At 71.6% G+C, this 24,015-nt stretch carries 24 protein-coding genes and 1 tRNA gene; 15 read left to right on the forward strand and 10 right to left on the reverse strand.

The annotated features are described in order from the left end of the window. Positions 1-21: 21 nt before the first annotated feature. From JOD60_RS07685 to JOD60_RS07695, 3 genes are read right to left on the reverse strand one after another with little or no spacing between them, the layout of a single operon-like run. Positions 22-960 carry an NUDIX hydrolase gene (locus JOD60_RS07685; RefSeq protein ID WP_076690075.1) on the reverse strand — a complete coding sequence of 313 codons (939 nt, stop codon included), beginning with the start codon at positions 958-960 and terminating at the stop codon, positions 22-24. Beyond that, a complete protein-coding gene (locus JOD60_RS07690; protein WP_076690078.1) occupies positions 957-3,125 on the reverse strand; it encodes an RNA degradosome polyphosphate kinase in 2,169 nt (722 codons plus the stop codon). Before JOD60_RS07690 ends, JOD60_RS07685 begins: the two co-directional genes overlap by 4 nt. Positions 3,126-3,168: 43 nt before the next feature. After that, positions 3,169-3,867, reverse strand: a complete 699-nt coding sequence (locus JOD60_RS07695) for a response regulator transcription factor (RefSeq protein ID WP_076690081.1) — start codon at positions 3,865-3,867, stop codon at positions 3,169-3,171. 125 nt (positions 3,868-3,992) lie between these two features. Between JOD60_RS07695 and JOD60_RS07700 the strand changes: the two genes are divergently transcribed. From JOD60_RS07700 to JOD60_RS07715, 4 genes are all read left to right on the forward strand, one after another. Further along, on the forward strand, positions 3,993-4,280 hold the full coding sequence (locus tag JOD60_RS07700; protein ID WP_076690084.1) for a hypothetical protein: 288 nt from the start codon (positions 3,993-3,995) through the stop codon (positions 4,278-4,280). Between the two features lie 135 nt (positions 4,281-4,415). Further along, complete coding sequence (locus tag JOD60_RS07705; RefSeq protein ID WP_076690087.1) at positions 4,416-5,021, forward strand: heme-binding beta-barrel domain-containing protein; 606 nt, start codon at positions 4,416-4,418, stop codon at positions 5,019-5,021. 7 nt (positions 5,022-5,028) lie between these two features. After that, the gene (ygfZ, locus tag JOD60_RS07710) at positions 5,029-6,114 is read left to right on the forward strand and encodes a CAF17-like 4Fe-4S cluster assembly/insertion protein YgfZ (protein WP_076690090.1); all 1,086 of its coding nucleotides are present in this window, start codon (positions 5,029-5,031) and stop codon (positions 6,112-6,114) included. Positions 6,115-6,125: 11 nt separating this feature from the next. Then, a complete protein-coding gene (locus tag JOD60_RS07715; RefSeq protein ID WP_232321722.1) occupies positions 6,126-7,241 on the forward strand; it encodes an FUSC family protein in 1,116 nt (371 codons plus the stop codon). 39 nt (positions 7,242-7,280) lie between these two features. Here JOD60_RS07715 and JOD60_RS07720 read toward each other — a convergent pair whose 3' ends face one another. Further along, a complete protein-coding gene (locus JOD60_RS07720) occupies positions 7,281-8,129 on the reverse strand; it encodes a class I SAM-dependent methyltransferase (protein ID WP_076690093.1) in 849 nt (282 codons plus the stop codon). Positions 8,130-8,170: 41 nt separating this feature from the next. On the opposite strand from JOD60_RS07720, the gene JOD60_RS07725 reads away from it, so the two are divergent. Further along, entirely contained in the window at positions 8,171-8,920 is a 750-nt protein-coding gene (locus tag JOD60_RS07725; RefSeq protein WP_076692114.1) for a phosphoglyceromutase, read from the forward strand. Between the two features lie 84 nt (positions 8,921-9,004). On the opposite strand, the gene phoU is transcribed toward JOD60_RS07725, so the two are convergent. Further along, on the reverse strand, positions 9,005-9,736 hold the full coding sequence (gene phoU, locus JOD60_RS07730) for a phosphate signaling complex protein PhoU (protein ID WP_076690095.1): 732 nt from the start codon (positions 9,734-9,736) through the stop codon (positions 9,005-9,007). A gap of 166 nt (positions 9,737-9,902) precedes the next feature. On the opposite strand from phoU, the gene JOD60_RS07735 reads away from it, so the two are divergent. Continuing rightward, on the forward strand, positions 9,903-11,102 hold the full coding sequence (locus JOD60_RS07735; RefSeq protein WP_076690098.1) for a sensor histidine kinase: 1,200 nt from the start codon (positions 9,903-9,905) through the stop codon (positions 11,100-11,102). Further along, complete coding sequence (locus JOD60_RS07740) at positions 11,099-11,782, forward strand: response regulator (protein WP_076690101.1); 684 nt, start codon at positions 11,099-11,101, stop codon at positions 11,780-11,782. Before JOD60_RS07735 ends, JOD60_RS07740 begins: the two co-directional genes overlap by 4 nt. 17 nt (positions 11,783-11,799) lie before the next feature. Here the strand turns inward: JOD60_RS07740 and JOD60_RS07745 are convergent, their stop codons facing one another. Next, positions 11,800-12,267, reverse strand: coding sequence for a DNA modification methylase (locus JOD60_RS07745; RefSeq protein ID WP_076690103.1), 468 nt, complete (start codon positions 12,265-12,267; stop codon positions 11,800-11,802). 161 nt (positions 12,268-12,428) lie between these two features. Here JOD60_RS07745 and JOD60_RS07750 point away from each other — a divergent pair, with 161 nt between their 5' ends. Together JOD60_RS07750 and JOD60_RS07755 are read left to right on the forward strand one after the other, a co-directional pair. Then, on the forward strand, positions 12,429-12,911 hold the full coding sequence (locus JOD60_RS07750; protein WP_076690104.1) for a CarD family transcriptional regulator: 483 nt from the start codon (positions 12,429-12,431) through the stop codon (positions 12,909-12,911). Positions 12,912-12,941: 30 nt separating this feature from the next. Beyond that, on the forward strand, positions 12,942-14,144 hold the full coding sequence (locus JOD60_RS07755) for a bifunctional 2-C-methyl-D-erythritol 4-phosphate cytidylyltransferase/2-C-methyl-D-erythritol 2,4-cyclodiphosphate synthase (RefSeq protein ID WP_076690105.1): 1,203 nt from the start codon (positions 12,942-12,944) through the stop codon (positions 14,142-14,144). Positions 14,145-14,168: 24 nt separating this feature from the next. Here JOD60_RS07755 and JOD60_RS07760 read toward each other — a convergent pair whose 3' ends face one another. Both JOD60_RS07760 and JOD60_RS07765 read right to left on the reverse strand, forming a co-directional pair. Further along, positions 14,169-14,633: a GNAT family N-acetyltransferase gene (locus tag JOD60_RS07760; RefSeq protein ID WP_076690106.1), complete on the reverse strand. Its 465-nt coding sequence runs from the start codon at positions 14,631-14,633 to the stop codon at positions 14,169-14,171. A gap of 18 nt (positions 14,634-14,651) precedes the next feature. After that, complete coding sequence (locus JOD60_RS07765; protein WP_076690107.1) at positions 14,652-15,575, reverse strand: DMT family transporter; 924 nt, start codon at positions 15,573-15,575, stop codon at positions 14,652-14,654. Between the two features lie 54 nt (positions 15,576-15,629). Between JOD60_RS07765 and cysS the strand changes: the two genes are divergently transcribed. From cysS to JOD60_RS07780, 3 genes are read left to right on the forward strand one after another with little or no spacing between them, the layout of a single operon-like run. Next, on the forward strand, positions 15,630-17,033 hold the full coding sequence (gene cysS / locus JOD60_RS07770; RefSeq protein WP_076690108.1) for a cysteine--tRNA ligase: 1,404 nt from the start codon (positions 15,630-15,632) through the stop codon (positions 17,031-17,033). Further along, positions 17,026-18,018, forward strand: a complete 993-nt coding sequence (gene rlmB / locus JOD60_RS07775) for a 23S rRNA (guanosine(2251)-2'-O)-methyltransferase RlmB (protein ID WP_076690109.1) — start codon at positions 17,026-17,028, stop codon at positions 18,016-18,018. Before cysS ends, rlmB begins: the two co-directional genes overlap by 8 nt. A 59-nt stretch (positions 18,019-18,077) precedes the next feature. Further along, entirely contained in the window at positions 18,078-18,716 is a 639-nt protein-coding gene (locus JOD60_RS07780; protein ID WP_076690110.1) for an NAD(P)-dependent oxidoreductase, read from the forward strand. On the opposite strand, the gene JOD60_RS07785 is transcribed toward JOD60_RS07780, so the two are convergent. Together JOD60_RS07785 and JOD60_RS07790 are read right to left on the reverse strand one after the other, a co-directional pair. Then, a complete protein-coding gene (locus JOD60_RS07785; RefSeq protein ID WP_076690111.1) occupies positions 18,713-20,020 on the reverse strand; it encodes a DUF4032 domain-containing protein in 1,308 nt (435 codons plus the stop codon). The two genes, JOD60_RS07780 and JOD60_RS07785, sit on opposite strands and share 4 nt — an antisense overlap. Before the next feature lie 88 nt (positions 20,021-20,108). Beyond that, a complete protein-coding gene (locus JOD60_RS07790; RefSeq protein ID WP_076690112.1) occupies positions 20,109-21,209 on the reverse strand; it encodes an ABC transporter ATP-binding protein in 1,101 nt (366 codons plus the stop codon). Between the two features lie 247 nt (positions 21,210-21,456). On the opposite strand from JOD60_RS07790, the gene JOD60_RS07795 reads away from it, so the two are divergent. From JOD60_RS07795 to JOD60_RS07805, 3 genes are all read left to right on the forward strand, one after another. After that, positions 21,457-22,401 (forward strand): DsbA family protein, encoded by a 945-nt coding sequence (locus JOD60_RS07795; protein ID WP_076690113.1) that lies wholly within the window; start codon positions 21,457-21,459, stop codon positions 22,399-22,401. A gap of 45 nt (positions 22,402-22,446) precedes the next feature. Further along, a tRNA-Thr gene (locus tag JOD60_RS07800) sits at positions 22,447-22,519 on the forward strand. Between the two features lie 358 nt (positions 22,520-22,877). Beyond that, positions 22,878-23,834 (forward strand): DMT family transporter, encoded by a 957-nt coding sequence (locus JOD60_RS07805; protein ID WP_076690114.1) that lies wholly within the window; start codon positions 22,878-22,880, stop codon positions 23,832-23,834. The last annotated feature ends 181 nt before the right edge of the window (positions 23,835-24,015 follow it).

Below are 24,015 nucleotides of genomic sequence, written 5' to 3' on the forward strand. Positions count from 1 at the left end.
ACAGGCACGGAGGTCCGTCACTCAGACCTTCGGCTCGTGCGTCTCGATCGCGACGACGCCCGAACCGGGGTTCGTCGCCGACAGGTGCACGACCGAGAACGCACCGGTGTCGAGCGCCGACGCGCTGCCCAGATACGACCCGCGCAGCGTGCCGGTCGCGAGCGCCAGTTCGGTGAGGATGCTGGGGAGCACCGGACCGTGGCTGCACAGCACGGCGGGCTTGCGGGACCGCACGCGCCGGCCGATGACGGCGCGCGGGTCGGACGTGCCCTCCTCCCACGCGTCCTGGCCGATCAGCGGGGTGCGGTCGATCTTGCGTCCGAGCGCGGCGGCCAGCGGCGTCACGGTGGTCACGCACCGCACGGCGTCGCTGGAGACGATCTTGCGGACGCCGAACGCGCGCAGCGGGCCGACGATCGCCTTCGCCTGCCGCGCGCCGCGCGCCGTGAGGGGACGCGCGGCATCCGGGCCGTCCCAGTCCTCGCGCGCGACGGCCTTCGCGTGGCGCAGCACGACGATCGGGAACGTGCTGAGCACTCCGTCCTCGACGTAGCGGAGGAACTCCTCGACGATCTCCACATCCACCGGGTACGAGAGGTAGCCGAGCGCCTTGCGGGGGGACACCCACTCGAGCGCGGCGATCTCCTTGTTCGGCACGAACGCCGACGCGCGGATCGCGTCGTCGGTCGCCTCGGCCGCCCAGTAGTGCACGATCTTCTCGCGGCCCTTGGGCATGCGGTAGCGGGAGACTCCGACGGGGATGCCGAGGGCGACGCGGATGCCGGTCTCCTCGAAGATCTCCCGCGCCGCCGTCTCGGCGAGCGTCTCGCCGGGGTCCACCTTGCCCTTCGGCAGCGTCACGTCGGCATATGCCGTGCGGTGGATGAGCAGGATCTTGAGCTTGCCCTCGACCAGGCGCCACACGACGCCGCCCGCGGCGTAGACAGCCGTCTGAGTCATCGCACCGCGCGCGCCCGGCGGCGACGCTGCACCTGGGTCATGGTCCGCTCCTGCAGATCCACGAGCGGCTTGCCGTTCTCGCCCACGCTGTGCCGGGACCAGTCGCCCGACGGCTCGAGGTGCCACGAACTCGTCTCGTCGCTCATCGCGAGGTCGAACAGGTCGACGAGCTCCTTGATGTGGCCGGGGGCCACGACCCGCACCAGCGCCTCGACGCGGCGGTCGAGGTTGCGGTGCATCATGTCGGCGCTGCCGATGTACACCTGCGGGTCGCCGTCGCCCGCGAAGGCGAAGATGCGCGAGTGCTCGAGGTAGCGGCCCAGGATCGAGCGGACCGTGATGTTGTCGCTGACACCGTCGAGTCCCAGCTTCAGCGAGCAGATCCCGCGCACCCACACGTCCACGCGCACGCCTGCCTGGCTCGCCCGGTACAGCGCGTCGATGATCTGCTCGTCGACCATCGAGTTCACCTTGATGCGGATGTGGGCGGGCTTTCCCTCCAGGGCGTTGCGGCGCTCCTTGTCGATGAGGCGCAGCAGGCCCTTGCGCAGGTGCAGGGGAGCCACCAGCAGCCGCTTGAACTTCTTCTCGATCGCGTAGCCGCTCAGCTCGTTGAACAGGCGCGTGAGGTCGCGGCCGACCTGCTCGTCGGCGGTGAACAAGCCGAAGTCCTCGTACAGCCGGCTCGTCTTCGGGTTGTAGTTGCCCGTGCCGATGTGGCTGTAGCTGCGCAGCATCCCGTCCTCCTCGCGGATGACGTGCAGCAGCTTGCAGTGGGTCTTGAGCCCGACCAGGCCGTACACGACGTGCACGCCGGCCTTCTCGAGCTTGCGGGCCCACACGATGTTCGCGGCTTCGTCGAAGCGCGCCTTGACCTCGACGAGGGCGAGCACCTGCTTGCCGCGCTCGGCGGCGTCGATGAGCGCCTGCACGATGGGGCTGTCGCCCGACGTGCGGTACAGCGTCTGCTTGATGGCGAGAACATGCGGGTCGCGCGCCGCCTGCTCGAGGAAGCTGACGACGCTCGTGGTGAACGACTCGTACGGGTGGTGCACCAGTACATCGCCCTTGCGGATCGCGGTGAAGAAGTCGGCGCGGCCGTTCTGCTCGGCGGGCTGGAAGGCGGATGCCGTGACCGGCACGTGTGCCGGATAGTGCAGCTCCGGCCGGTCGATCTTGGCGAGGTCGAACAGTCCCCGCAGATCGAGCGGCCCGGGCAGGCGATACACCTCCTGCTCGGTGATGTCGAGTTCGGCGATCAGCAGATCGAGGGTGACCTCGTCCATCTGCTCGGTCACCTCCAGGCGGATGGGCGGGCCGAACCGGCGGCGCAGCAGCTCCGCCTCGAGCGCCTGGATGAGGTTCTCGGTCTCGTCCTCCTCGATGACCATGTCCTCGTTGCGGGTCAGGCGGAAGGCGTGGTGCTCGAGGATCTCCATCCCCGGGAAGAGGTCACTGAGGTGATGGGCGATCAGCTGCTCCAGCGGCAGGTAGCGGGCGCGCCCCCCCGAGGGCGGCAGCTGGACGAACCGGGGGAGCATGGGCGGCACCTTCAGGCGCGCGAACTCCTGCCGGCCGGTCTTGGCGTTGCGGATGCGGATCGCGAGGTTCAGCGACAGCCCCGAGATGTACGGGAAGGGGTGGGCGGGGTCGACGGCGAGCGGCATGAGCACCGGGAACACCTGCGACTGGAAGTAGTCGTACAGGTCGTCGCGGTCGTCCGCCGACAGGTCCTCCCACGAGACGACCTCGATGCCGGCATCCGCCAACGCGGGCTTCACGAGGTCCAGCCACGCGCGCGTGTGACGCACCTGCAGTGCGTGGGCCGATTCGGAGATGTCCGAGAGCACGTCCTGCGGGGCGCGGCCGACGTTGGTGGGCACCGCCAGCCCCGTCACGATGCGGCGCTTGAGGCCCGCCACGCGGACCATGAAGAACTCATCGAGGTTCGATGCGAAGATCGCGAGGAAGTTGGCGCGCTCGAGCACCGGCAGTGTCGGGTCCTCCGCCAGTTCCAGCACCCGCTGGTTGAACGCGAGCCAGCTGAGCTCGCGGTCCATGTAGCGGTGATCGGGCAACTGCGAATCGTCGTACTCGACGGTCTCGTCGAAGTCGTCGTCGTCGGCGTCGCCGAGGCCCGTGTCCAGAACGTCGGTGTCGATCATCCCTTCATCATGTCAGGGCGAGGTGACCGGCGCGTTAACCCGCTCAGGCCTGCGACCGCTCCCGCGGCGCGGGCACCTGGTCGTCCTCGTAGACGTTGAAGCGGTAGCCCACGTTGCGCACCGTGCCGATGAGCTGCTCGAGGTCGCCGAGCTTGGCGCGCAGCCGCCGCACGTGCACGTCGACCGTGCGGGTGCCGCCGAAATAGTCGTACCCCCACACCTCGCTCAGCAGCTGCTCGCGCGTGAACACGCGGGAGGGGTGCGTGGCGAAGAAGTGCAGCAGCTGGAACTCCTTGTACGTCAGATCCAGCGGCTTGCCGTGCACCTTCGCCGAGTAGGAGGACTCGTCGATCGTGATGCCGGAGGTCTGGATGCGGCTGGAGGGCTGCTCGGCGCTCTGTCGCCCCACCGCGAGGCGGATCCGTGCGTCGACCTCGGCGGGGCCGGCGCCCACGAGGATGACGTCGTCGATGCCCCAGTCCGTCGACACGGCCGTGAGACCGCCCTCGGTGACGACCAGGACGAGGGGCGCGTCCAGGCCCGTCGTGTTGAGGATCTTGCACAGCGACTTCGCCCCCACGAGGTCGGTGCGCGCGTCCACGAAGATGACGTCGGCGCTCGGGGCGTTGACGAGGTGCGCCGGTTCGGCGGGGATCTGTCGCACGCGGTGGCTGAGCAGCTCGAGCGCGGGCAGGACGACCCCTCCGCCTGCGGCGGAACTCAAGACGAGAAGCTGAGCCATGCGGTCCCTTCCGGCGCGGACGACCGGGCCGTGACCCCAATACTAGGACCTCGCCGCGGCTGGTCACGCGGCGCCCGCCACCGGCGGGTGTGCGCGGGGGTCGCGGGTGCGCGAGAATACGAGTCATGACCGTTCCTGGGCTCGCTCCGCGCGCCGGACTCGGCGGCATCATCGCCGTCTGGGTGGCCGCCGCGGTGATCTCCGTCGTCATCGGGATCGTCGCGCCGGAGGACTGGCGAGCGGCATGGATGCCGGTGGGCCTGGCCGGCTGTCTGATCCTCGCGTTCGCGGTCCAGCTGGGCGTCGGTCACGCGGAGGGGTTCCTGCGGCGGGTCGCGGCGAGCGTGCTGGGCGCGCTCGTCGTGATGGGCCTGTTCGGGCTCGGCATGGGACTGATCAGCCTGTTCGGGTGAAGGGTAGAGTGTTTCCCATGGACCTCGTCGCACTCGAACTCTTCTTCGTCGGGCTTCTTGCGCTCGCGTCGCTGGCGATCGTGTTCGTCTCGGGCGTCGTGATCAAGAACCTCTACCGCGGCCAGCGCTGACGTCGTGATCGACCTTCCGACTGATCTGCCGGCGGACATCGTTCCGCTGTCGTGGCTGCTCGGCGTCTGGGAGGGCACCGGGGTCATCGACTACGAGGCCGACGGCGCCGCGTTCCAGGGCGAGTTCGCGCACCGCGTCAGCTTCAGCCACGACGGCGGCGACTACGTCAACTACGCCGCGAGCGCCTGGCTGCTCGGCGACGGGGAGTCCCGCACGCCGCTGGTCGCCGAGACCGGATACTGGCGTCTCGCCCGCCCCGCGGCGGCCGTCGACGCCGGCCCGGCGCTGCTGCCGGCATCCGCCGCCCGTCCTGCACCGCGGACGGCGGACGACGTAGAGGCGCTGCGCAACGCCGAGGGCGGTTTCGACCTCGAGGTGGCGATCGTCCACTCCGACGGCATCGGTGAGCTCTACCTCGGCCAGGTGCGCGGGCCGCGCATCGACCTTGCGACGGATGCCGTGATCCGCCCGTCCAGCGCCAAGGTCTACACCGCGGCCACACGCATGTATGGCCTGGTCGACGGCCACCTGCTGTGGGCGTGGGACATCGCCGCGCTCGGAGGCGAGCTCGCCTCGCACGCCTCGGCGCGCCTGGCGCGGGCGGAGTGAGCGCGCCGTGACCGACGACCTCCTGCGCGCGATCCCCGGTGCCGTCGTCGACGAGGCCGGCCTCGCCCACGTCGGCGCGCCGCACCGCGAGCAGCGCGACCTGGCCGCGGGTCTCGCCCTCGCGCCGCTCCGCGACCGCGCCGTGCTGGCGGTGGAGGGTCCCGATCGGCTGTCGTGGCTCGACTCGATCACCTCGCAGGCTGTCACCGGGCTCGCCGCGGGCGAGAGCACGGAACTGCTCGTCCTCGACCCGCAGGGGCACGTGGAGCACGCCGCCGGCGTCGTCGACGACGGGGAGCGCACGTGGCTCGTCGTCGACCGCGAGCGCGCGGCGGCGCTGCTGACCTGGCTCACCCGCATGCGCTTCCGCCTGCGCGTGGACCCGCAGGATCTCACCGGCCGGGCGTACGTCATCGGCGGCACGGCCGCCGCCGTCGCCGCGCTGTCGACGCGGGCGGTCTGGCACGACCCGTGGCCGGGGATCGTCGCCGGTGGCTGGGGCTACGCCGCCGTGCTGCCGCATCCGGGGTCCGAGCGCGATTGGGCGGAGGCGATCGTCGACGAGGTCGAGTTCGCGCGCATCGCCCGCGCCGCGGCGGACGGCGACCAGGCGATCGCGGGCCGGCTGGCCGCCGAGGCGCTGCGCGTCGCGGCATGGCGGCCCCGCGTGACCGCCGAAGCCGCCGACGGCCGACTGCTGCCACACGAGGCCGACTGGCTGCGGACGGCGGTCCACCTCGACAAGGGCTGCTACCGGGGGCAGGAGACCGTCGCGAAGGTCCACAACCTGGGCCACCCGCCGCGCCGGCTGGCGTTCCTGCAGCTCGACGGCAGCGACGCGCAGGTGCCGGAGCCCGGTGCCGACGTGTTCTCGGGCGACGATGTCGTCGGGACGATCACCTCGGCCGCGCGTCACCACGAGGAGGGGCCCATCGCGCTGGCGCTGCTCAAGCGCACCGTGCCCGTGGACGCCGCGCTGACGGCGGCCGTCGAGGCGACGCGCATCGCGGCGGCGCAGGAGGTCATCGTGCCCCCCGACGCCGGGCGGGTCGCATCCGTGCCTCGGATGCCGCGGCTCTCGCGTCGGCGCTGAACGGCCCCGCCGTGGCCGCCCCCGAGCCCGCCGCCGAGCCGCCGACCGCGGCGATCCCGACCGGATGGCGTGCCCGCTGGCATCCGCGGGCGGGGTGGGAGCGGGTCACTGAGTCGGCCCCGGCGATCGTGCAGATCGTGGTGGCGGCGACCGCGGCCTACGTCTTCGCGCATGCCGTGCTGGGGCACGCCGCTCCGCTGCTGGCGGCGACGGTGACGGTGTCGAGTCTCGGGCTCGTCCGCGACGCCCGTCCCCGCCGCGTGCTCGAGACCGTCGTGGGGATGGTCGTCGGCATCCTCGTCTCCGAGCTCATCGTGCTGGTCGCGGGGATCGGCTGGTGGCAGCTGGGGCTGACGCTCGCGGCGAGCCTCGCGGTGGCGCGCTTCCTCTCGCCGCAGCCCGGGTTCGCGATCGCGGCGGCGATCCAGTCCGCGATCGTCCTGGTGATCCCGGCGAGCGTCCCGTTCCTGCGGCTCGTGGACGGTGTGGTCGGCGGCGTCGCGGCGCTGCTGGTCACGGCGCTTCTGCCGCGGAGCCCGCTGCGGGCGGTGACGCGGGAGGGGATCGAAGCGCTGGCGGCGTTCGACAGTGCCACTGCGACGCTCGTGCAGGCCCTCCGCCGGGGCGATGTCGTGCGCGCCGACCGCGGGCTGCAGAAGGCGCGGGCGCTGCAGGCGCCCGTCGACCGGTGGCGGGAGGGCATCGACTCGGGCACGCAGATCGCCCGCATTTCGCCGTTCCTGCGCCGTCAGCGGCCGGAGTTCGAGCGGCAGGACCGGGTGCGCACGCACCTCGACCTCGCGACGCGCAACCTCCGGGTGATCGCGCGTCGGGTCGTGTACCTCTGCGACGACGGCGCGTCGCGTCCCGTCGCGGCCGACCTGCTCGCCGAGCTCGGCGCGGGCGCCCGCCTGCTCTCCGACGCCCTCACCGACATCGCGTACGAGCCCGCCGCCCGCGAGGCGGTGCGCGCCGTCGCCTCGCGCCTCGACCCGGCCGCGCTGGCTGCGGGCAGTTCGATCGTCGACCAGAACCTCATCGGGGCGCTCCGTCCGCTGGCCGTGGACCTCATGACGGCGGCGGGCATGCCGGCCGCCGAGGCGCGCGCCGCCCTGCCGCGCGTCTGAAACCCTGCCGCGCGGCGGCGCACGCGCGGGCGGCGCGCGTCAGCGCGGCGCGACGAGCGACCAGGGCACGGTCACTTCCCCCAGCCGCCACCGGGACCGCGCCTGCACCGGCCATCCGGCGGCGGCCAGCGCAGCCAGGGCCGTGCGCCAGCGCTGCACCGGGCCGAACGGGGCGGTGCCCACGGCGCGCGTCCACTCGGCATCCAGCGCCGCGAGGAAGGCGTGCACCGGCTCACCGGGGACGTTGCGGTGGATGAGGATCTTCGGCAGCCGCTCGGCGGCGACGGCGGGGGAGTCCAGCGCGGTGAGCCGCAGGGACACCGTGAGGGTGCGCGGCACCGCGTCGGCGCCGACCTCGACCCACGTGCAGATGCGGCCGAGCTCGTCGCACGTGCCCTCGACGAGCATTCCGCCCGGCTGCAGACGCGCGCACATCTGCGCCCACGCCGCCGCGACATCAGACTCGTCGTACTGGCGCAGCACGTTGAACGCGCGGATGACGGCGGGACGACGGCCGCCGTCGGCGGGCACCTCGAAGCCGCCCCGGGCGAAGGTCACGTGCGCGTCGGGAGCGAACGGCGTGCGTCCGGCGCGCACCTGCGCCAACTGCTCCTGCGCGCGCGTCACCCGTGCCGGGTCGATCTCCAGCCCCCGCACCTCGACGTCGGGCCGCGCGGCGCGCAGTCGGGCCTCCAGCTCGAACGCCGTGACGCCGCTCGCGCCGTAGCCGAGGTCCACGACGAACGGGTCTGTCGTGCGTCGCAGCACCGGATGCCGCGCGATCCAGCGGTCGACGCGGCGCAGCCGGTTGGTGTTCGTCGTGCCGCGGGTGATGTGGCCCGAGGCGTGGCGTGTCCCGCCGCGAACGGGGGCTTTCTCCGGCGGCATGACCCCATGATGCCAGCGTCCGCGTCGGTATGATGACGATCATGACTGCGCCCTACACGCTGATCCTGCTCCGCCACGGGCAGAGCGAATGGAACAAGACCAACCAGTTCACCGGATGGGTGGACGTCCGTCTCACCGAGCAGGGCCGGGAGGAGGCGGCACGCGGCGGCGAGCTGCTGAAGGAGTCGGGCATCCTGCCCGACGTCCTGCACACGTCGCTGCTGTCCCGCGCGATCCAGACCGCGAACATCGCGCTGGACACCGCCGACCGGCTGTGGATCCCGGTCAAGCGCTCGTGGCGTCTCAACGAGCGCCACTACGGCGCGCTGCAGGGCAAGGACAAGGCCCAGACCCTCGAGGAGTTCGGCAACGAGCAGTTCATGCTGTGGCGCCGGTCGTTCGACGTGCCGCCGCCGCCGCTTCCCGATGACGCCGAGTACAGCCAGGTGAACGACCCCCGCTACGTCGGCATCGATGGCGAGGTGCCCCGCACCGAGTCGCTGAAGATGGTCATCGACCGCCTGCTGCCGTACTGGGAGAGCGAGATCATCCCCGACCTGAAGGAGGGGAAGACCGTCCTGGTCACCGCGCACGGCAACTCGCTGCGCGGGCTCGTCAAGCACCTCGACGGCATCAGCGACGCCGACATCGCGGAGCTGAACATCCCCACCGGCATCCCGCTGGTCTACAAGCTCGGCGAGGACTTCCTCCCGCTCGGACCGGGGGAGTACCTCGACCCAGAGGCCGCCGCCGCGGGAGCTGCGGCCGTCGCGAGCCAGGGCAAGCGCTGACACGGCGGCGCGCGCTGACACGACGCTGACGACGACGAAGGGGGATGCCGGTCGGCATCCCCCTTCGTCGTCGTGTGCGGCTGCTCAGCCGGCGTTGCCGGAGATGTCGGCCTCAGCGGCGGCGACCTCGGCGGCCACCTCGGCGGCGGCGATGATCGCGATCGAGTCGGTGTCGGGGGTCCAGTCGCCGGTCGCGAGGTAGGCGACCTTCTTCGCGACCGACAGCGCATGGTCGGCGAAGCGCTCCAGGTAACGGCTGGCCAGCGTCGCGTCGACGGTGGCGCCGGCCTCGCCCTGCCAGTTGTCGCTCAGGACCTTCTCGAACACCGACAGGTGACGGTCGTCGAGCTGGTCGTCGAGCGCGCGCAGGGTCTCCACGAGGGAGAGGTCCTCGGTGCGGAGCAGCTCGGTCAGCACGCGGGCTACTTCGACATCGAGCTCGCCCATGCGGGTGAAGGTGCTCTTCAGGCCCTTGGGGATCGCGCGCTCGGGGAAGCGCATGCGCGTCAGCTGCGCGATGTGCTCGGCGATGTCGCCCATGCGCTCCAGCGACGCGCTGACGCGCAGGGCCGCGACCACGATGCGCAGGTCGCGGGCCACCGGCTGCTGCCGGGCGAGGATCTGGATCGCGAGCTCGTCGAGAGCGATCGCCTTGTCGTCGATCACCTGGTCGGCTTCGATGACCTCTTCGGCCAGCGCGACATCGCTCGTGCCGAAGGCGCGCGTGGCCTGCTCGATCGCGACGGTGACCAGTTCGGCGATCTCCACGAGACGGGACTGGACGTCCTCGAGCGACTGGTGGAACACTTCGCGCATCAGAAGCCTTTCTTCCTGCCGGCGGCACGATGCCACCGGCTGACCCGGCCGATCATCCCCGGCGAAGGTTAACGATCGGTGCCGCGACAGTGAACATCGGCGACGTTCCCCACGGGCGGGGCGGGAACGTCGCATCCGGGGTCGAAGCCCACCCTACGCTGGGAGGGTGGACCCCACCCAGCTCGCGCTCATCGCGCTGGCGATCGGCGCGCTGATCGGCGGATCGCTCGCCGGGCTCGTGCTCGTCGCGCTGCGCGCGCGCGACCGCGCGCGGGTACAGGCCTCGGTGGCGCTGCCCGACGGCACGCGCGCCGTGCTGCAGGGGATGGACGACGTCGCCGTCGTCGTGGACACGTCGTTGCTGATCGTCGCGGCATCCGCCCCCGCGGAGCTGTTCGGCATGCAGGAGGACGTCGCACTGCCGGGCGACGAGCTGCGGGCGCTCGTGCGCACGGTGCGGCGCGCCGAGGCCGCCGAGACGGCGACCCTGCGGCTGCACCGGGGAGTGGAGCCGCGCCTGGTATCGGCGAGGGCGAGCGGCATCACGCCGCGGCTGACCCTCGTCGTCATCCGCGACATCACCGAGCGCGAGCGCGTCGAGGAGATGCGCCGCGACTTCGTCGCGAACACGAGTCACGAGCTCAAGACCCCGGTCGGGGCGGTGAGCCTGCTCGCCGAGGCGATCGAATCGGCCGCCGACGACCCCGACCAGGTGCGTCACTTCGCGAGCCGGCTGACGGCCGAGGCGGCGCGGCTCGGCCAGCTGACCTCCCGGATCATGAACCTGTCGCGGCTGCAGTCGGCCGACGATCTGACCGAGCTGCGCGACGTCTCCATCGACGAGGTGGTCGCCGCGGCGATCGAGTCGCAGTCGATCGCGGCGGATTCCGCCGGCATCACCGTGGTGCGCGGCGGCGCGCGCCACGCCTACGTCCGCGGCGACGTGCAGGTGCTGACCGAGGCGATCGGCAACCTCGTCGCCAACGCCATCGCGTACTCACCCGCTGGCGCACAGGTGGGCGTCGGCGTGAAGAGCGACGACCGCGTCGTCGAGATCGCCGTGACCGATCGCGGCATCGGCATTCCGGAGGGCGAGCAGCATCGCGTGTTCGAGCGCTTCTATCGCGCCGATCAGGCGCGTTCGCGCCGCACCGGCGGCACCGGGCTGGGACTGTCGATCGTCAAGCACGCCGTGCAGCGCCACGGCGGCGAGGTGGAGCTGTGGTCGCGCCCCGGGAGGGGATCGACCTTCACCGTGCGCCTGCCCGCCGTGGCCGGGCCGCCGGAGCTCGTGACCAAGAAGAAGAAGCGCAAGAAGAAGCCTCCGCGCGAGTCTGCGCGGCCCGAAGGAGAGAAGAACCCATGACCCGCGTCCTGATCGTCGAGGATGAGCCCGATCTCGCCGACCCGCTGGCCTACCTGCTGCGTCGCGAGGGTTTCGAGGTCGAGATCGCCGAGGACGGCCCCGCCGCCCTCACCGCCTTCGAGGCGCGGGGCGCCGACATCGTCCTGCTCGACCTCATGCTGCCGGGGATGCCGGGAACCGAGGTGTGCCGGGTCATCCGCACGACCTCGAAGGTGTCGATCATCATGCTGACGGCGAAGGACTCCGAGGTCGACATCGTCGTCGGGCTCGAGCTCGGCGCGGACGACTACGTCACCAAGCCCTACTCCTCGCGGGAGCTGCTGGCGCGGATGCGGGCGGTGCTGCGCCGCAGCGAGGTCGGCGATGTCGAGGTCGACGACCGCGTCATCGACGGCGGCCGCGTCGTGATCGACATCGACCGCCACACGGTGTCGGTGGACGGCGAGGTCATCGCGATGCCGCTGAAGGAGTTCGAGCTGCTCGAGGTGCTGATGCGCAACGCCGGGCGGGTGCTGACCCGCGGCCAGCTCATCGACCGGGTGTGGGGGAGCGACTACTTCGGCGACACCAAGACTCTCGACGTGCACATCAAGCGCATCCGTTCGCGCATCGAGCGCAACCCCAGCGAGCCGGTGATGCTCCTGACGGTGCGGGGGCTCGGCTACCGGTTCGAGGCCTGAAGGGCGCGGCGGCCGCCTCAGCCGGCGGGGACGAAGTCCGCGAGGTAGTCCAGGGTGCCGTCGAGAGCGGGGATGCGGGAGCTGACGACCTCGCCGGTGCCGGACTGGAAGGTCATCTCCACGTCGGTGCCGGGCACCGCGTCGATCTTCTCGAACAGCAGCGGGTCCGCCCCGTCGAAGCCGAGGCTGACCCTCGAGTGCGCGTCCACCCGCACGCGCTGCGTGTCGCCGTCGATGCCGACCAGCAGCGTCTCGGCGCTGTCGGTGTCGTTCACGATGGCGGCGAGGAAGTTCGCCTCGGTGCCGCTCTCGTTCGCCACCAGCAGGGCGTTGCGCACCTTCAGCGGCTCGGTGCCCATGAGGTTCACGCCCTCCGCGGGGGAGTAGTCGATCGTGGTCGCCTGCGGCGAGATCATGCTGCAGCCGGCGGTGGCGAAGACCACAGCGGCGGCGAGGGCGACGGAGGCGAGGCGGCGCGAGTTCACGGGTGCTCCCAGGGTGTGATGGTGTGGCGCCATTCTATGCCGCCGCACACCCGCCCACCCGCCCGTTCAGTCGTCGGTGCCGGCGGCTCCAGCTCCCAGCCGGCGAACCTTAGCGTATGTCGCCTGTGGTATGCTTGACGTTGCCGAAAGGACATAATTGCATGCTTTTTGAGGTTGGCGAGACGGTCGTCTATCCGCACCACGGCGCCGCGACGATCATCGAGGTCAAAGACCGGATCATCAAGGGCGAGACCAAGAAATACCTGAAGCTCAACGTCACGCAGGGCGATCTCATCATCGAGGTCCCGGCCGACAACGTCGATCTGGTCGGCGTTCGTGACGTGATCGGCAAGGACGGTCTCGAGCGCGTCTTCGACGTGCTGCGCGCTCCGTTCACCGAGGAGCCCACGAACTGGTCGCGCCGCTACAAGGCGAACCTGGAGAAGCTCGCGTCGGGCGACGTCATCAAGGTCAGCGAGGTCGTGCGCGACCTGTGGCGCCGCGATCAGGACCGCGGCCTGTCCGCCGGTGAGAAGCGCATGCTCGCCAAGGCCCGCCAGATCCTCGTCTCCGAGATCGCGCTCGCGCTGAAGGCCGACGAGGAGCACGCCTCCGGCGTCCTCGACGAGGTCCTCGCCTCCTGAGCCCCCGGGCCTCTCGGTAGTCTTCGTCGCATGACGACTACTGCCCTCCCACGCCCGCGCACGGCGATCGTCGTGGTCGCCGCCGGCTCGGGAACCCGGCTCGGCGCCGATCGTCCGAAGGCCTTCGTCGGCATCGACGAGCACACCGTGCTGCGGCATGCGCTGCGCGGGGTGTTCGCGGCGCCGTACGCGCAGGTGGTCGTCGTGGCGCCCGCCGGGCACGTCGGCGATGCCCTCACCGAGATCGGCGAGACCGCCGGGGACCGGCGCGACATCGCGTCGGTCGTGGTCGGCGGCCGGAGCCGGCAGCAGTCGGTGGCGGCGGGACTTTCCGCGGTGTGGCCCGATGTGGAGTTCGTCCTCGTCCACGATGCGGCGCGGGCGCTCACCCCGCCGGAGGTCTTCTCCCGCGTGATCGCCGCGCTGGAGGACGGGCGCGACGCGGTGCTGCCCGTGCTCCCCGTCGTCGACACGCTCAAGCGCGTCGCGGCGGACGCCGTGGTGGAGGCCGTCGACCGCGCGTCGCTCGCCGCCGCGCAGACGCCGCAGGGCTTCCGCCGTGACATCCTCCAGGCCGCGTATGCCGCGGCATCCGCCGACCACACCGACGACGCCGCCCTCGTGCAGGCCGCCGGCCACGCGGTGTGGACGGTCGCCGGTGACGAGCGCTCCTTCAAGATCACGACGGCGGCCGACCTCGACCGGGCGCGCGCGCTGGTGGACCCCATCGAGCCCGTGACCGCCGGGCTCGCGCCGCTGCCGCCGCTACCGCGGGTGGGGGTCGGCACCGACGTGCACGCCTTCGGCGGTGACGGCGAACTGTGGCTCGCCGGTCTGTCGTGGCCGGGGGAGCCGGCGCTGCACGGCCACTCCGACGGCGACGCCGTCGCCCACGCGATCGTGGACGCCGTGCTCGCGGCGGCCGGTCTCGGCGACATCGGCACCCACTTCGGCACCGACCACCCGGAGTATGCCGGGGCGCACGCCGACGCGTTCCTGCGGCGGACGGCGGCGCTCGTCGCGGCGGCCGGGTACCGGATCGGCAACGTGTCGGTGCAGGTGCAGGCGAACCGGCCTCGGTTCGCGGCGCGGCGCGCCGAGGCCGAGTCGGTGCTGTCGGCATCCCTCGGCGCACCGGTCGCGGTCTCGGCGACGACGACGGACGGCCTCGGCTTCACCGGCGCCGGCGAGGGGGTCGCTGCGTTCGCCGTGGCCCTGGTCGTCCCGCGCTGAGCCGCGCCGCCGTCGCCCGGGCGGTCAGAGGGTGCGCGTCATGAAGGTCGAGAACGGATCGAGCGCGTAGCCCTCGAACGGCCCGCACGTGACGAACCCCTCCGATGCGTAGAGATGACGCGCCGCCGCGAACTCCGGCGTCGTGCCGGTCTCGAGCCACAGGCTCGTCATGCCCTCTGCCGCCGCGTGGGTCATGATGTGGCGCAGGATGCCGCGGCCCACCCCGCGGCCAAGAAACCGTTCCGCGGTGCGCATCGACTTCAGTTCGCCCCGCTGCGCGTCGAGGCGCTTGAGGGCGCCGATGCCGGCGATCTCCTCTCCCGACCATGCCGACCAGAAGGTGACCGCGGGGCTTCGCAGGGCGTCGAGGTCGAGGGCGTGCACGCTCTCGGCGGGCGAGACGGCGTGCATGCCCGCGAGGTGCGCGGCGATGAGCCGGCGCGGCGGCTCGGTCTCGAGGTCGTCGATGCGTATGAGGAAGCCGGTCATCGTCCCAGTGTGGGCCCGTCAGGCTTCGACGGCGAACGGACCGGGGTCGCGGGGCGCGCGGGAGCCGAGCGCGAGCAGCGCAAGCCCGGCGGCGAGGACGACGAGCCCGGTGACGGCGAGCGGCGAGAGGCGTTCGCCGAGCACCACGACCCCGAGGATGCTGGCCGTCAGCGGTTCGGCGAGGGTGAGGGTGGCCGCTGTCGCCGCCGTGAGGCCGCTGAGACCCCACGTGAACAGGACGTAGGCGACGCCGATCGTGGCGAGCCCGAGCCACAGCGCCATCGCGATTCCCCGCGGCTCGGCGAGCCAGCCGATGTCGACGAACGGCAGCGCGCAGGCGAAGATCGCCGCCGCGCAGGCGCCCATGGCTCCGACGACCGTGAACGGGTCCCACCCGGCGTCGAGTAGGCGCCGCTGCGCGTTGGCGATGACGGCGAAGGTGGCGCCGGCGCCGACCGAACCGACAAGCCCCATCGGATCGGTGCCGCCGCCGGTGCCCGCCTCGCCGCCCGCGCCCAGGAGCACGACCCCCACCGTCGCGAGCCCGGTCGCGAGCATCCAGGTGGCGGTCGGGCGCCGGCGGGTGAGCGCCCACTCCAGCATCCCGGCGAGGATCGGCGCCGAGCCGAGCGCGACGACGGTGCCCACGGCGACGCCGTTGCGCGCCGTGCCGAGGAAGAACAGCGGCTGATACGCGGCGAGGCTCGCACCGGTGAGCACCATGAGGGCGAGCGGCCGGATGCCGAGGCGTGGTGAGTGCGGCTGGTTACGCCGGTAACGGGCGGCGAGGGTGAAGGCGATCGCCGCGAGCACCGTGCCGCCGATCACCATCCGCATGACGCCGACCGACAGCGGGGTCGTGCCCTCCGGCCCGAGTGCCTGCGATGTGCCGGTCGTGCCGAACAGCAGGGCGGCGGCGAGCACGGCGAGGACGGACAGCACGTTACAGTTCTACCGCCTACGGTCCGCGATACCGTGCGCCGGTAGGCTGGTGCGGTGACGGTCCGGCTCTACGACACCCAGGCTCAGGCGTTGCGCGACTTCACGCCGCGTGAGGCCGGCCACGTCACCATGTACGTCTGCGGTCCGACGGTGCAGTCCGGCCCCGGCATCCATCATCTGCGCGCCGCGCTCGCGTTCGATCTGCTGCGCCGCTGGCTGACGCGTCGTTTCGGCCGCGTCACGCTCATCCGCAACGTCACCGACATCGACGACAAGGTGCTGCTGAACGCGACCGCCGGTGAGCCGTGGTGGGCGCTGGCCTACCGAATGGAGCAGGAGTTCAGCCGGGCGTATGCCGCGATCGGCATCCTGCCGCCGACGTACGAGCCGCGGGCGACGGCTTCGATCCCGCAGATGCAGGACCTCATCGAGCGCCTCATCCAGGCCGGGCATGCCTACGCCGCCGCCGGCGACGTCTACTTCGACGTCCGGTCCTGGCCCGCCTACGGCTCCCTGACCCACCAGGCGATCGACGATCTCGCCTCGGCCGACGACGCCGACGGCCGTGGCAAGCGCGACCCGCGGGACTTCGCGCTGTGGAAGGGTGCGAAGGAGGACGAGCCGGCGGATGCCGTGTGGTCCTCGCCGTGGGGACCCGGTCGCCCCGGATGGCACATCGAGTGCTCCGCGATGAGCCGGCGCTACCTCGGGCCGGAGTTCGACATCCACGGCGGCGGCATCGACCTGCGGTTCCCGCACCACGAGAACGAGCTCGCCCAGTCCACCGCGGCAGGCGACGCGTTCGCCCGGTACTGGGTGCACAACGGCCTCGTCACCGTCGGCGACCAGAAGATGTCGAAGTCGCTCGGCAACCACCTGCTCGCCGCCGATGTGGTGGCCGAGCGCGACCCGCTGACGGTCCGCTACGCCCTCGGTGCTGCGCACTACCGGTCGACGCTCGATCTCACCCCGGCATCCTTCGACGAGGCCGACGCGGCGCTCGGCCGCATCCGCACCTTCCAGCAGCGCGCGGCGCGGGTGCTCGGCACCCGGGGCCCGCTCGTGGCCGCCGACCTGCCCGACGCGTTCGCGGCGGCGCTCGACGACGACCTCGGCGTGCCGCAGGCGCTCGCCGTCGTCCACGAGACCGTGCGCGCCGGCAACGCTGCGCTCGACGTGGGCGACAAGGATGCCGCCGCGCGCGCCCTCGTCGAGGTCGGGCGCATGACCGGCATCCTCGGGATGAACCCCGCCGACCCACAGTGGCGCGGCGCCGGCGACGATGCGCAGGCCGCGGCGCTCGACGCGCTCGTGCAGGCCGTGATCGCCCAGCGCGCCGAGGCGCGCGCGAACAAGGACTGGGCGGCAGCCGACCGCATCCGCGACGCGATCGCGGCGGCCGGCGTCGTCCTCGAAGACGGTCCCGAGGGGACCCATTGGAGTGTGAACGATGGCTAAACCGGGCAATCCGTCCGCCGGCAAGGGCAAGAAGAAGGGCCCGCTCAAGGGCACCGGCGGCCACGGGCGCAAGGCGCTGGAAGGCAAGGGCCCGACCCCGAAGGCCGAGGACCGCAGCTGGCACGTCGCGGGCAAGCGCAAGGCCGCCGCCGAGCGGTACGTCGCGGCCGGCGGCAAGGGCCGTCCCGGCCAGAAACCGGGCCCGTCGCGCGCGCCCAAGGCGAAAGCCGGCGACGACACCGAGAACGTCACCGGGCGCAACTCGGTGCTCGAGGCGCTGCGCGCCAAGATCCCCGCCACCGCGTTCTACATCGCGCAGCGCGTGGAGATGGACGATCGCGTCAAGGAGATGCTCTCGATCGCGACGCACCGCGGCATCCCCGTCATGGAGGTGACCCGTCCGGAGCTCGACCGTATGGCCGGCTTCGACGGCGTGCACCAGGGGGTGGCGCTCAAGGTGCCGCCGTACAGCTACGCCCACCCGCAGGACCTCCTGGAGGAGATCACCGCGAAGGGACGGCTCCCGCTGCTGGTGGCCCTCGACGGCGTCACCGACCCGCGCAATCTCGGCGCGATCATCCGCTCCACGGCGGCGTTCGGCGGCCAGGGGATCATCATCCCGCAGCGCCGCTCCGCGGGCGTGAACTCCGCGGCGTGGAAGACGAGCGCGGGCGCGGCCGCCCGCATCCCGGTGGCGATGGCGGCGAACCTGACGACGACGCTCAAGGAGTTCAAGAAGCAGGGCGTGTTCGTGCTCGGTCTCGACGGCGGCGGTGACGTGTCGCTTCCGCAGCTGGAACTCGCCGACCGCCCCGTCGTCATCGTCGTCGGCTCGGAGGGCAAGGGCCTGTCGCGCCTGGTCACCGAGACGTGCGATCAGATCGTCTCGATCCCGATCTCGGCGGCGACCGAATCGCTGAACGCCGGCATCGCGGCATCCGTCGCCCTGTATCAGGTCGCGACGATCCGCGCCGCGTCCGAGTAAAGGGAATAGCGCCGGCACCGGCGACGCTGGATCGAGCGACACCTACGGAAGGAATCCCCATGGCCCTCATCGCCGTCCTGGGCGGAACCGGTTACGCCGGCCGTCACATCGTCTCCGAAGCCGTCGCACGCGGACACAACGTGCTCGCCGTCTCGCGCTCGGTCGCCGCCGATCGCGTCGAGGGCGCCACCTACGTGGAGGGCACGCTGCTGGATGTGCCGGGCCTTGTGGCCCAGCTCGAGGGCGTCGACGTCGTGGTCAGCGCCATCTCGCCGCGCGGCGAGATGGCCGGTCAGGTGCGCCCGAACCTGGAGGCGCTGAACGCGGTGCTCCCCGAGAGCGTGCGGCTGGGTGTCATCGGCGGCGCCGGCGGCAGCCTCGTCGCGCCGGGCGGACCGCGCGTCATCGACGCCGGGTTCCCGGAGGAGTTCAAGGCCGAGGCGCTGGAGATGATCGGCGTGCTCGACGATCTGCAGGCCGAGGACCAGGGCCGAGACTGGTTCTTCATCCACCCCGCCGGCGGTTTCGGCGCGTTCAACCCGGGCGAGCGCACCGGCACGTACCGCGACGGCGGCGACGTCATCGTGACGGATGCCGACGGTGAGTCCTTCATCTCGGGAGCCGACTTCGCGATCGCCGTGCTCGACGAGATCGAGAACCCGCGCCACGTGCGCGAGCGCTTCACCGTCGGCTACTAGACGAGATCGCGCCAGTCCACGGCATCCTCGTCGTCGTCGAGGGTGCCGATGGGGTCGGTGATGACGGGCAGCGCCGTCGTCTCGGTGGGGGGACCCATCACGGTCGCCTCATCGCGGCGGTGGCGCAGCACGTCGTCGATGTAGGAGGAGAGCACCTCGGCGATCGGCACCGACCGCCCGCGCTCCTGCGACATGTACCAGCGGTGCTCGAGCACCTGGTGGAACACCTCGGCGGGCTCAAGCTTGCTGCGCAGATCCCACGGGATCGCCTTCACGACGGGCTCGAACACACGTGTGAGCCACTCGTGGGCGACCATCTCCTCGTCGGACCCCAGGCGCGAGACGCGCGCCTTGAACTCGTCCATGTCGTTGAGCAGGCGCCGGGCCTGGTTCTCCTCGACGTCGAGCCCGGTGAGCCGCAGCAGCCGCCGCTGGTGGTGTCCGGCATCCACGACCTTCGGCTGGATCGAGACCCGCGTGCCGTCCGAGGTCGTGTCGATCGACATCTCGTCGATGTCGAAACCGAGGTCGTTGAGGCGCTGCACGCGCTCGGTGATGTGCCACGCCTCGTTCGCGGCGAACGTCTCCTGATCCGTCAGCGCGGCCCACAGCGCGTGGTACGAGCCGACGATGCCGTCCGCGATCGCGACGGCGTCCACTCCGCCCTCGAGACGCCCACCCGCCTCGAGGTCCATGATCTCGCCCGCGATGTTCGTGCGCGCGACGTCGAGGTCGTGCTCCCGCTGCCCGCGGGTGAGACCGCCCTCGTGCAGCTCGCCCGTCTCGGCGTCGACGAGGTAGGCGGCGAACGCGCCGGCATCCCGCCGGAACAGGGTGTTCGACAGCGACACGTCACCCCAGAAGAACCCGACGGTGTGCAGCCGCACGAGCAGCACCGCGAGGGCGTCGACGAGGCGGCCGGCGGTGTCGGGGCGGAGCACCTGGGTGAACAGCGCCCGGTAGGGGAGGGAGAACTTCAGGTGGGCGGTGACGAGCGCGGCCGGCAGCGGATCGCCCTTCGGCGTGCGGCGGCCGTCGATGACGGCGACGCGGTCGACGCAGGGGACGTCCAGCCGTGCCAGCGACCCGAGCATCTCGTACTCGCGACGGGCCATCTCGCCGGTGGTCTCCTTGACCGCCACGACGCGGCCCGACAGGTTCGCGAACCGCACGAGGTGGCGCGAGAGCCCCTTCGGCAGTGACACGATGTAATCGCTGCTCCACTCGTCGAGCGGAGTCGCCCAGGGTAAGGCCAGCAGGCCCGCGTCGATGCTGCTGGCGGTGATGCTGAGCGAGTCGGCCACGTGCGGCTCCCGATGTCGTGCGGGTCGGATATGACGCGACGCGGGGGCCCCGGATATCGGGAGCCACCCGCGTCGTGTCGGTGTCGGATCAGGCCGAGGCGATCGCCTTCTTGGTGAGGCGCTCGCCCGACTCGATGTCGAACGCGTGCACGTGGTGCGGCACGGGGGCCAGGACCACGGTCTCGCCCGCGTTCGGGTGGTTGCGGCCATCGACGCGCGCGACGATGTCGGTGCGCTTGCCGCTGATGTCGGTGTGACCGTACAGGTAGCCGTCCGCGCCCAGCTCCTCGACGAGGTCGACCGTCACCGACAGTCCCTGGCCGTCGGCCGGGTTGACGACGATGTCCTCGGGCCGCACACCGGCGATGACCTGCGTGGCGTTCGTGGGCTTGTCGATGTCGGCGTCGACGACGGCGGTGCCGAACTGGATGCCGCCGGCGCTGGCGAGGTCGACCGGGAACAGGTTCATCGCGGGCGAGCCGATGAAGCCGGCGACGAACACATTGTTCGGCTTCTCGTACAGGTCGCGCGGGGTGCCGACCTGCTGCAGCAGACCGTCCTTCAGGACGGCGATGCGGTCACCCATCGTCAGGGCCTCGGTCTGGTCGTGCGTGACGTACACCGTCGTGACGCCGAGGCGGCGCTGCAGCGAGGCGATCTGCGTGCGGGTCTGCACGCGCAGCTTCGCGTCGAGGTTCGACAGCGGCTCGTCCATGAGGAAGACCTGGGGCTGACGGACGATGGCGCGACCCATCGCGACACGCTGACGCTGACCGCCCGAGAGCGCCTTCGGCTTGCGGGTCAGGTACTGCTCGAGGTCGAGGAGCTTGGCCGCCTCCAACACGCGCTGAGCGCGCTCTTCCTTGCCGACGCCGGCGATCTTCAGGGCGAAGCCCATGTTCTCGGCGACGGTCATGTGCGGGTACAGCGCGTAGTTCTGGAAGACCATCGCGATGTCGCGGTCCTTCGGCGGGATGTCGGTGACATCGCGGTCGCCGATGAGGATGCGGCCCGAGTTGACCTCTTCGAGGCCGGCCAGCATGCGCAGCGAGGTGGACTTGCCGCAGCCGGAAGGGCCGACGAGGACGAGGAACTCGCCATCGCCCACCTCGAGGTTGAGCTTGTCGACCGCGGGGCGGGTGCCGCCGGGGTAGAGGCGGGTGGCGTTGTCGAACGTGACAGATGCCATGTTTTCTTCTCCTTCACCGGCAGGTACGTGCCGGACGATCCGTAGTGAATGGAATGAGCGGGGGCTGACCCGCACGCCCGACGTTGGGCGTGCGACCAGTATCGCACGCTCTGTCAAAGCGAGCCGCCCGGACTGTCTGGGCATTTCCCAGGGTGCCTGGATAGCATCGAACCCGTTGCTGTCACCCGTCCGGCGACGTTCCGCGGCGCTCGGCGACGCATCACAGTTCTGCACTCCAGAAGGTTCCATGTCCCACGACGACACTCCGATTGATGAGACCGCTCCCGGCCGCCGCGATGCGGTGCGGGAGAAGGCGCAACTCGTCCACGCGCAGCAGTCGCGTGCCCGGATGCTGCGACGCTCGGCGCTCGTGGCGGGCGTCGTCGGCGCGGTGGCGGTCGTCGCTGTCGTGGTGAGTTGGGCCGTGGGATCGGCCGCCAGTCGCCCGCAGCTGACTCCCGTGGACGCGCAGAACGACGGTTTCGCGGTGACGTCGGTGACTGCCGGGTCGTCGCAGATCGATTCGCTGGATGCCGCAACCCCCGCGCCGACCGAGACGCCCCAGGGCGAGGAGAGCGCCGCGCCGTCGCCCACCGCCACGGCATCCGGCGTCGTCGACATCCACGTGTACGTCGACTACCTCTCGCCGGGCGCAAGGGAGTGGCAGCTGGCCAACTCGCAGCAGCTGACCCAGTGGGTCGCCGACGGTGCCGTGACCCTGACCTACCACCCGGTGTCGATGCTGACGGCGAAGTCGAACGGCACGAAGTACTCGCTGCGGGCCGCGAGCGCGGCGGCGTGCGTCGCCTCGTACGCGCCGGAGTCGTTCTTCACCTTCAACGACGACCTGCTGCAGCGCCAGCCCGCGGTGGACTCCGACGGCTGGTCGGACAAGGAGCTCGCCGACATCGCGCAGGCCAACGGCTCCGACGACCCGAAGGCGCTGCGCGAGTGCATCGAGACCGAGGCGTACGCGTCGTGGGTCAAGGCCGCCACCGAGCGCGCGATCACCGGCATCCCCGGTGCCGACGGGCTGTCGCTGACGGGCACCCCGATGGTCGTCGTCAACGGGCAGCAGTATGTCGGCGAGATGACCGACCCCGCGGAGTTCTCGCAGTTCGTGCTGACGAGCGCGAGCGGCGCCTACCAGAAGGCGAAGTCGGCGACGCCCACGCCGACCGTCGCGCCGTAGGCGCCGTCGTCTGCGCCGGGCGCCCGGCTAGACTGGACGCCGCCCGCCGGCTTGGCGCAATTGGTAGCGCACCTGTCTTGTAAACAGGGGGTTGCAGGTTCGAGTCCTGTAGCCGGCACCGTCTCCTCCGCGTTTTCCCGCGCCCATCGGGTGACGCTCCGCTGTCGGTTATCTCCGGCGATGCGCCGCACGCCACGAGGCGGATGCCCGTAGCTTCGACCTCGTGGACGACTACGACCCGCGCAGCGAACCCGAGCCGATCACCGAAGCCATCTGCATCCTCGGCTACGACTGAACCCCGGCGGCACGCCGGCGCGCCTGCGCAACTGCAAGGTCGCGGGGGCGACACGCCGGTCGCCGCCGTCGTGCCACGGCGTGTCGCGCACGATCCCTTGCAGTTCGACGAACCCGGGGCGGCCCGCAGGCACGCCCGCGGAAGACGGCGGCGGTCGGAGGCCGGACTAGGCTGGCTCCCCGTGACCTCCTCCGCGCCCCACCGCCTCCCCGCGGGAGTGGCGTTGGGCGGCGCGGTGCTCGTCGGCGTGCTGACGGCGATCCAGGCGCGCATCAACGGCCAGCTCGGTCTGCGCATCGGTGACGGGTTCGTCGCCGCCGTCATCTCGTTCGGATCAGGCCTCGTCGTCCTCCTCATCCTGTCCGCCGCCCTCCCGGCCGGCCGTCGCGGCGCACGAGCGCTGGGCGCCGGCATCCGTCGCCGCACGATTCCGTGGTGGATGCTGCTGGGCGGCCTCGCCGGCGCGCTCACCGTCGCCACCCAGGGACTGGCCGTCGCCATCATCGGCGTCTCACTGTTCACGGTCGGCGTCGTGGCGGGTCAGACGCTCAGCGGCCTCGTCCTCGACCGCATGGGCTACGGGCCGGCGGGTGTCGTCGCCGTCACCGTGCCGCGCGTCGTCGGCGGGGCGTTGGCGCTCGTCGCGGTCGCCATCTCACTGCAGGGCGGCGTGCTCGAGCGCGTCCCGCTGTGGATGCTCGTGCTGCCGGTCCTCACCGGCATCGGCATCGCGTGGCAGCAGGCCACCAACGGGCGACTGCGACAGCGGGTGGGCACGCCGCTGACGGCGACCCTCGTGAACTTCATCGGCGGCACCATCGTGCTCGCGATCGCCGCGGCGATCCACGTCGCGATCGTGGGCATGCCCGCGGGGCTGCCGACCGAGCCCTCGCTCTACCTGGGCGGCGTCCTGGGTGTGACCTACATCTTCCTGTCGGCGGCGCTCGTCGTGCACACCGGGGTGCTGCTTCTCGGCCTCGGGGCCGTCGCCGGGCAGCTCGTCACGGCCTTCACTCTCGACGCCCTCTGGCCGGCGGATGCCGGGCCGGGCTGGCTCGTGGAACTGCTCACGGTCGTGGTCGCCGCCAGCTCCGTCGTCGTGGCCGCGGCGCCGTGGCAGCGGCGCGTGCGCGGCTGAGAGCCCGGCGGGGCTGCGGGGGCCGGTCGACGCGGCGCCCAACGAGCGCGGTGCTCCGCTCGCCGGACGGGTCGGCGCGTCAGGCGGGGGCGCCGCCGGCGCGCTCCCGTGCCTCGTCGGCCCGCTGCGCAGCCTTCCGCGCCTTCTTCTCCGCCTTACGGGCCTTCTTCTCGGCCTTCGC

This window comes from Microbacterium aurum (assembly GCF_016907815.1).
Taxonomy (GTDB): Bacteria; Actinomycetota; Actinomycetes; order Actinomycetales; family Microbacteriaceae; genus Microbacterium; species Microbacterium aurum.

Bases quoted from the DNA above. Each gene is read 5' to 3' on its own strand.
- JOD60_RS07685 (WP_076690075.1), bottom strand. From the start codon at position 960: ATGACTCAGACGGCTGTCTACGCCGCGGGCGGCGTCGTGTGGCGCCTG.
- JOD60_RS07690 (WP_076690078.1), bottom strand. From the start codon at position 3,125: ATGATCGACACCGACGTTCTGGACACGGGCCTCGGCGACGCCGACGAC.
- JOD60_RS07695 (WP_076690081.1), bottom strand. From the start codon at position 3,867: ATGGCTCAGCTTCTCGTCTTGAGTTCCGCCGCAGGCGGAGGGGTCGTC.
- JOD60_RS07700 (WP_076690084.1), top strand. From the start codon at position 3,993: ATGACCGTTCCTGGGCTCGCTCCGCGCGCCGGACTCGGCGGCATCATC.
- JOD60_RS07720 (WP_076690093.1), bottom strand. From the start codon at position 8,129: ATGCCGCCGGAGAAAGCCCCCGTTCGCGGCGGGACACGCCACGCCTCG.
- JOD60_RS07725 (WP_076692114.1), top strand. From the start codon at position 8,171: ATGACTGCGCCCTACACGCTGATCCTGCTCCGCCACGGGCAGAGCGAA.
- phoU (WP_076690095.1), bottom strand. From the start codon at position 9,736: ATGCGCGAAGTGTTCCACCAGTCGCTCGAGGACGTCCAGTCCCGTCTC.
- JOD60_RS07740 (WP_076690101.1), top strand. From the start codon at position 11,099: ATGACCCGCGTCCTGATCGTCGAGGATGAGCCCGATCTCGCCGACCCG.
- JOD60_RS07750 (WP_076690104.1), top strand. From the start codon at position 12,429: ATGCTTTTTGAGGTTGGCGAGACGGTCGTCTATCCGCACCACGGCGCC.
- JOD60_RS07755 (WP_076690105.1), top strand. From the start codon at position 12,942: ATGACGACTACTGCCCTCCCACGCCCGCGCACGGCGATCGTCGTGGTC.
- JOD60_RS07760 (WP_076690106.1), bottom strand. From the start codon at position 14,633: ATGACCGGCTTCCTCATACGCATCGACGACCTCGAGACCGAGCCGCCG.
- rlmB (WP_076690109.1), top strand. From the start codon at position 17,026: ATGGCTAAACCGGGCAATCCGTCCGCCGGCAAGGGCAAGAAGAAGGGC.
- JOD60_RS07780 (WP_076690110.1), top strand. From the start codon at position 18,078: ATGGCCCTCATCGCCGTCCTGGGCGGAACCGGTTACGCCGGCCGTCAC.
- JOD60_RS07790 (WP_076690112.1), bottom strand. From the start codon at position 21,209: ATGGCATCTGTCACGTTCGACAACGCCACCCGCCTCTACCCCGGCGGC.
- JOD60_RS07795 (WP_076690113.1), top strand. From the start codon at position 21,457: ATGTCCCACGACGACACTCCGATTGATGAGACCGCTCCCGGCCGCCGC.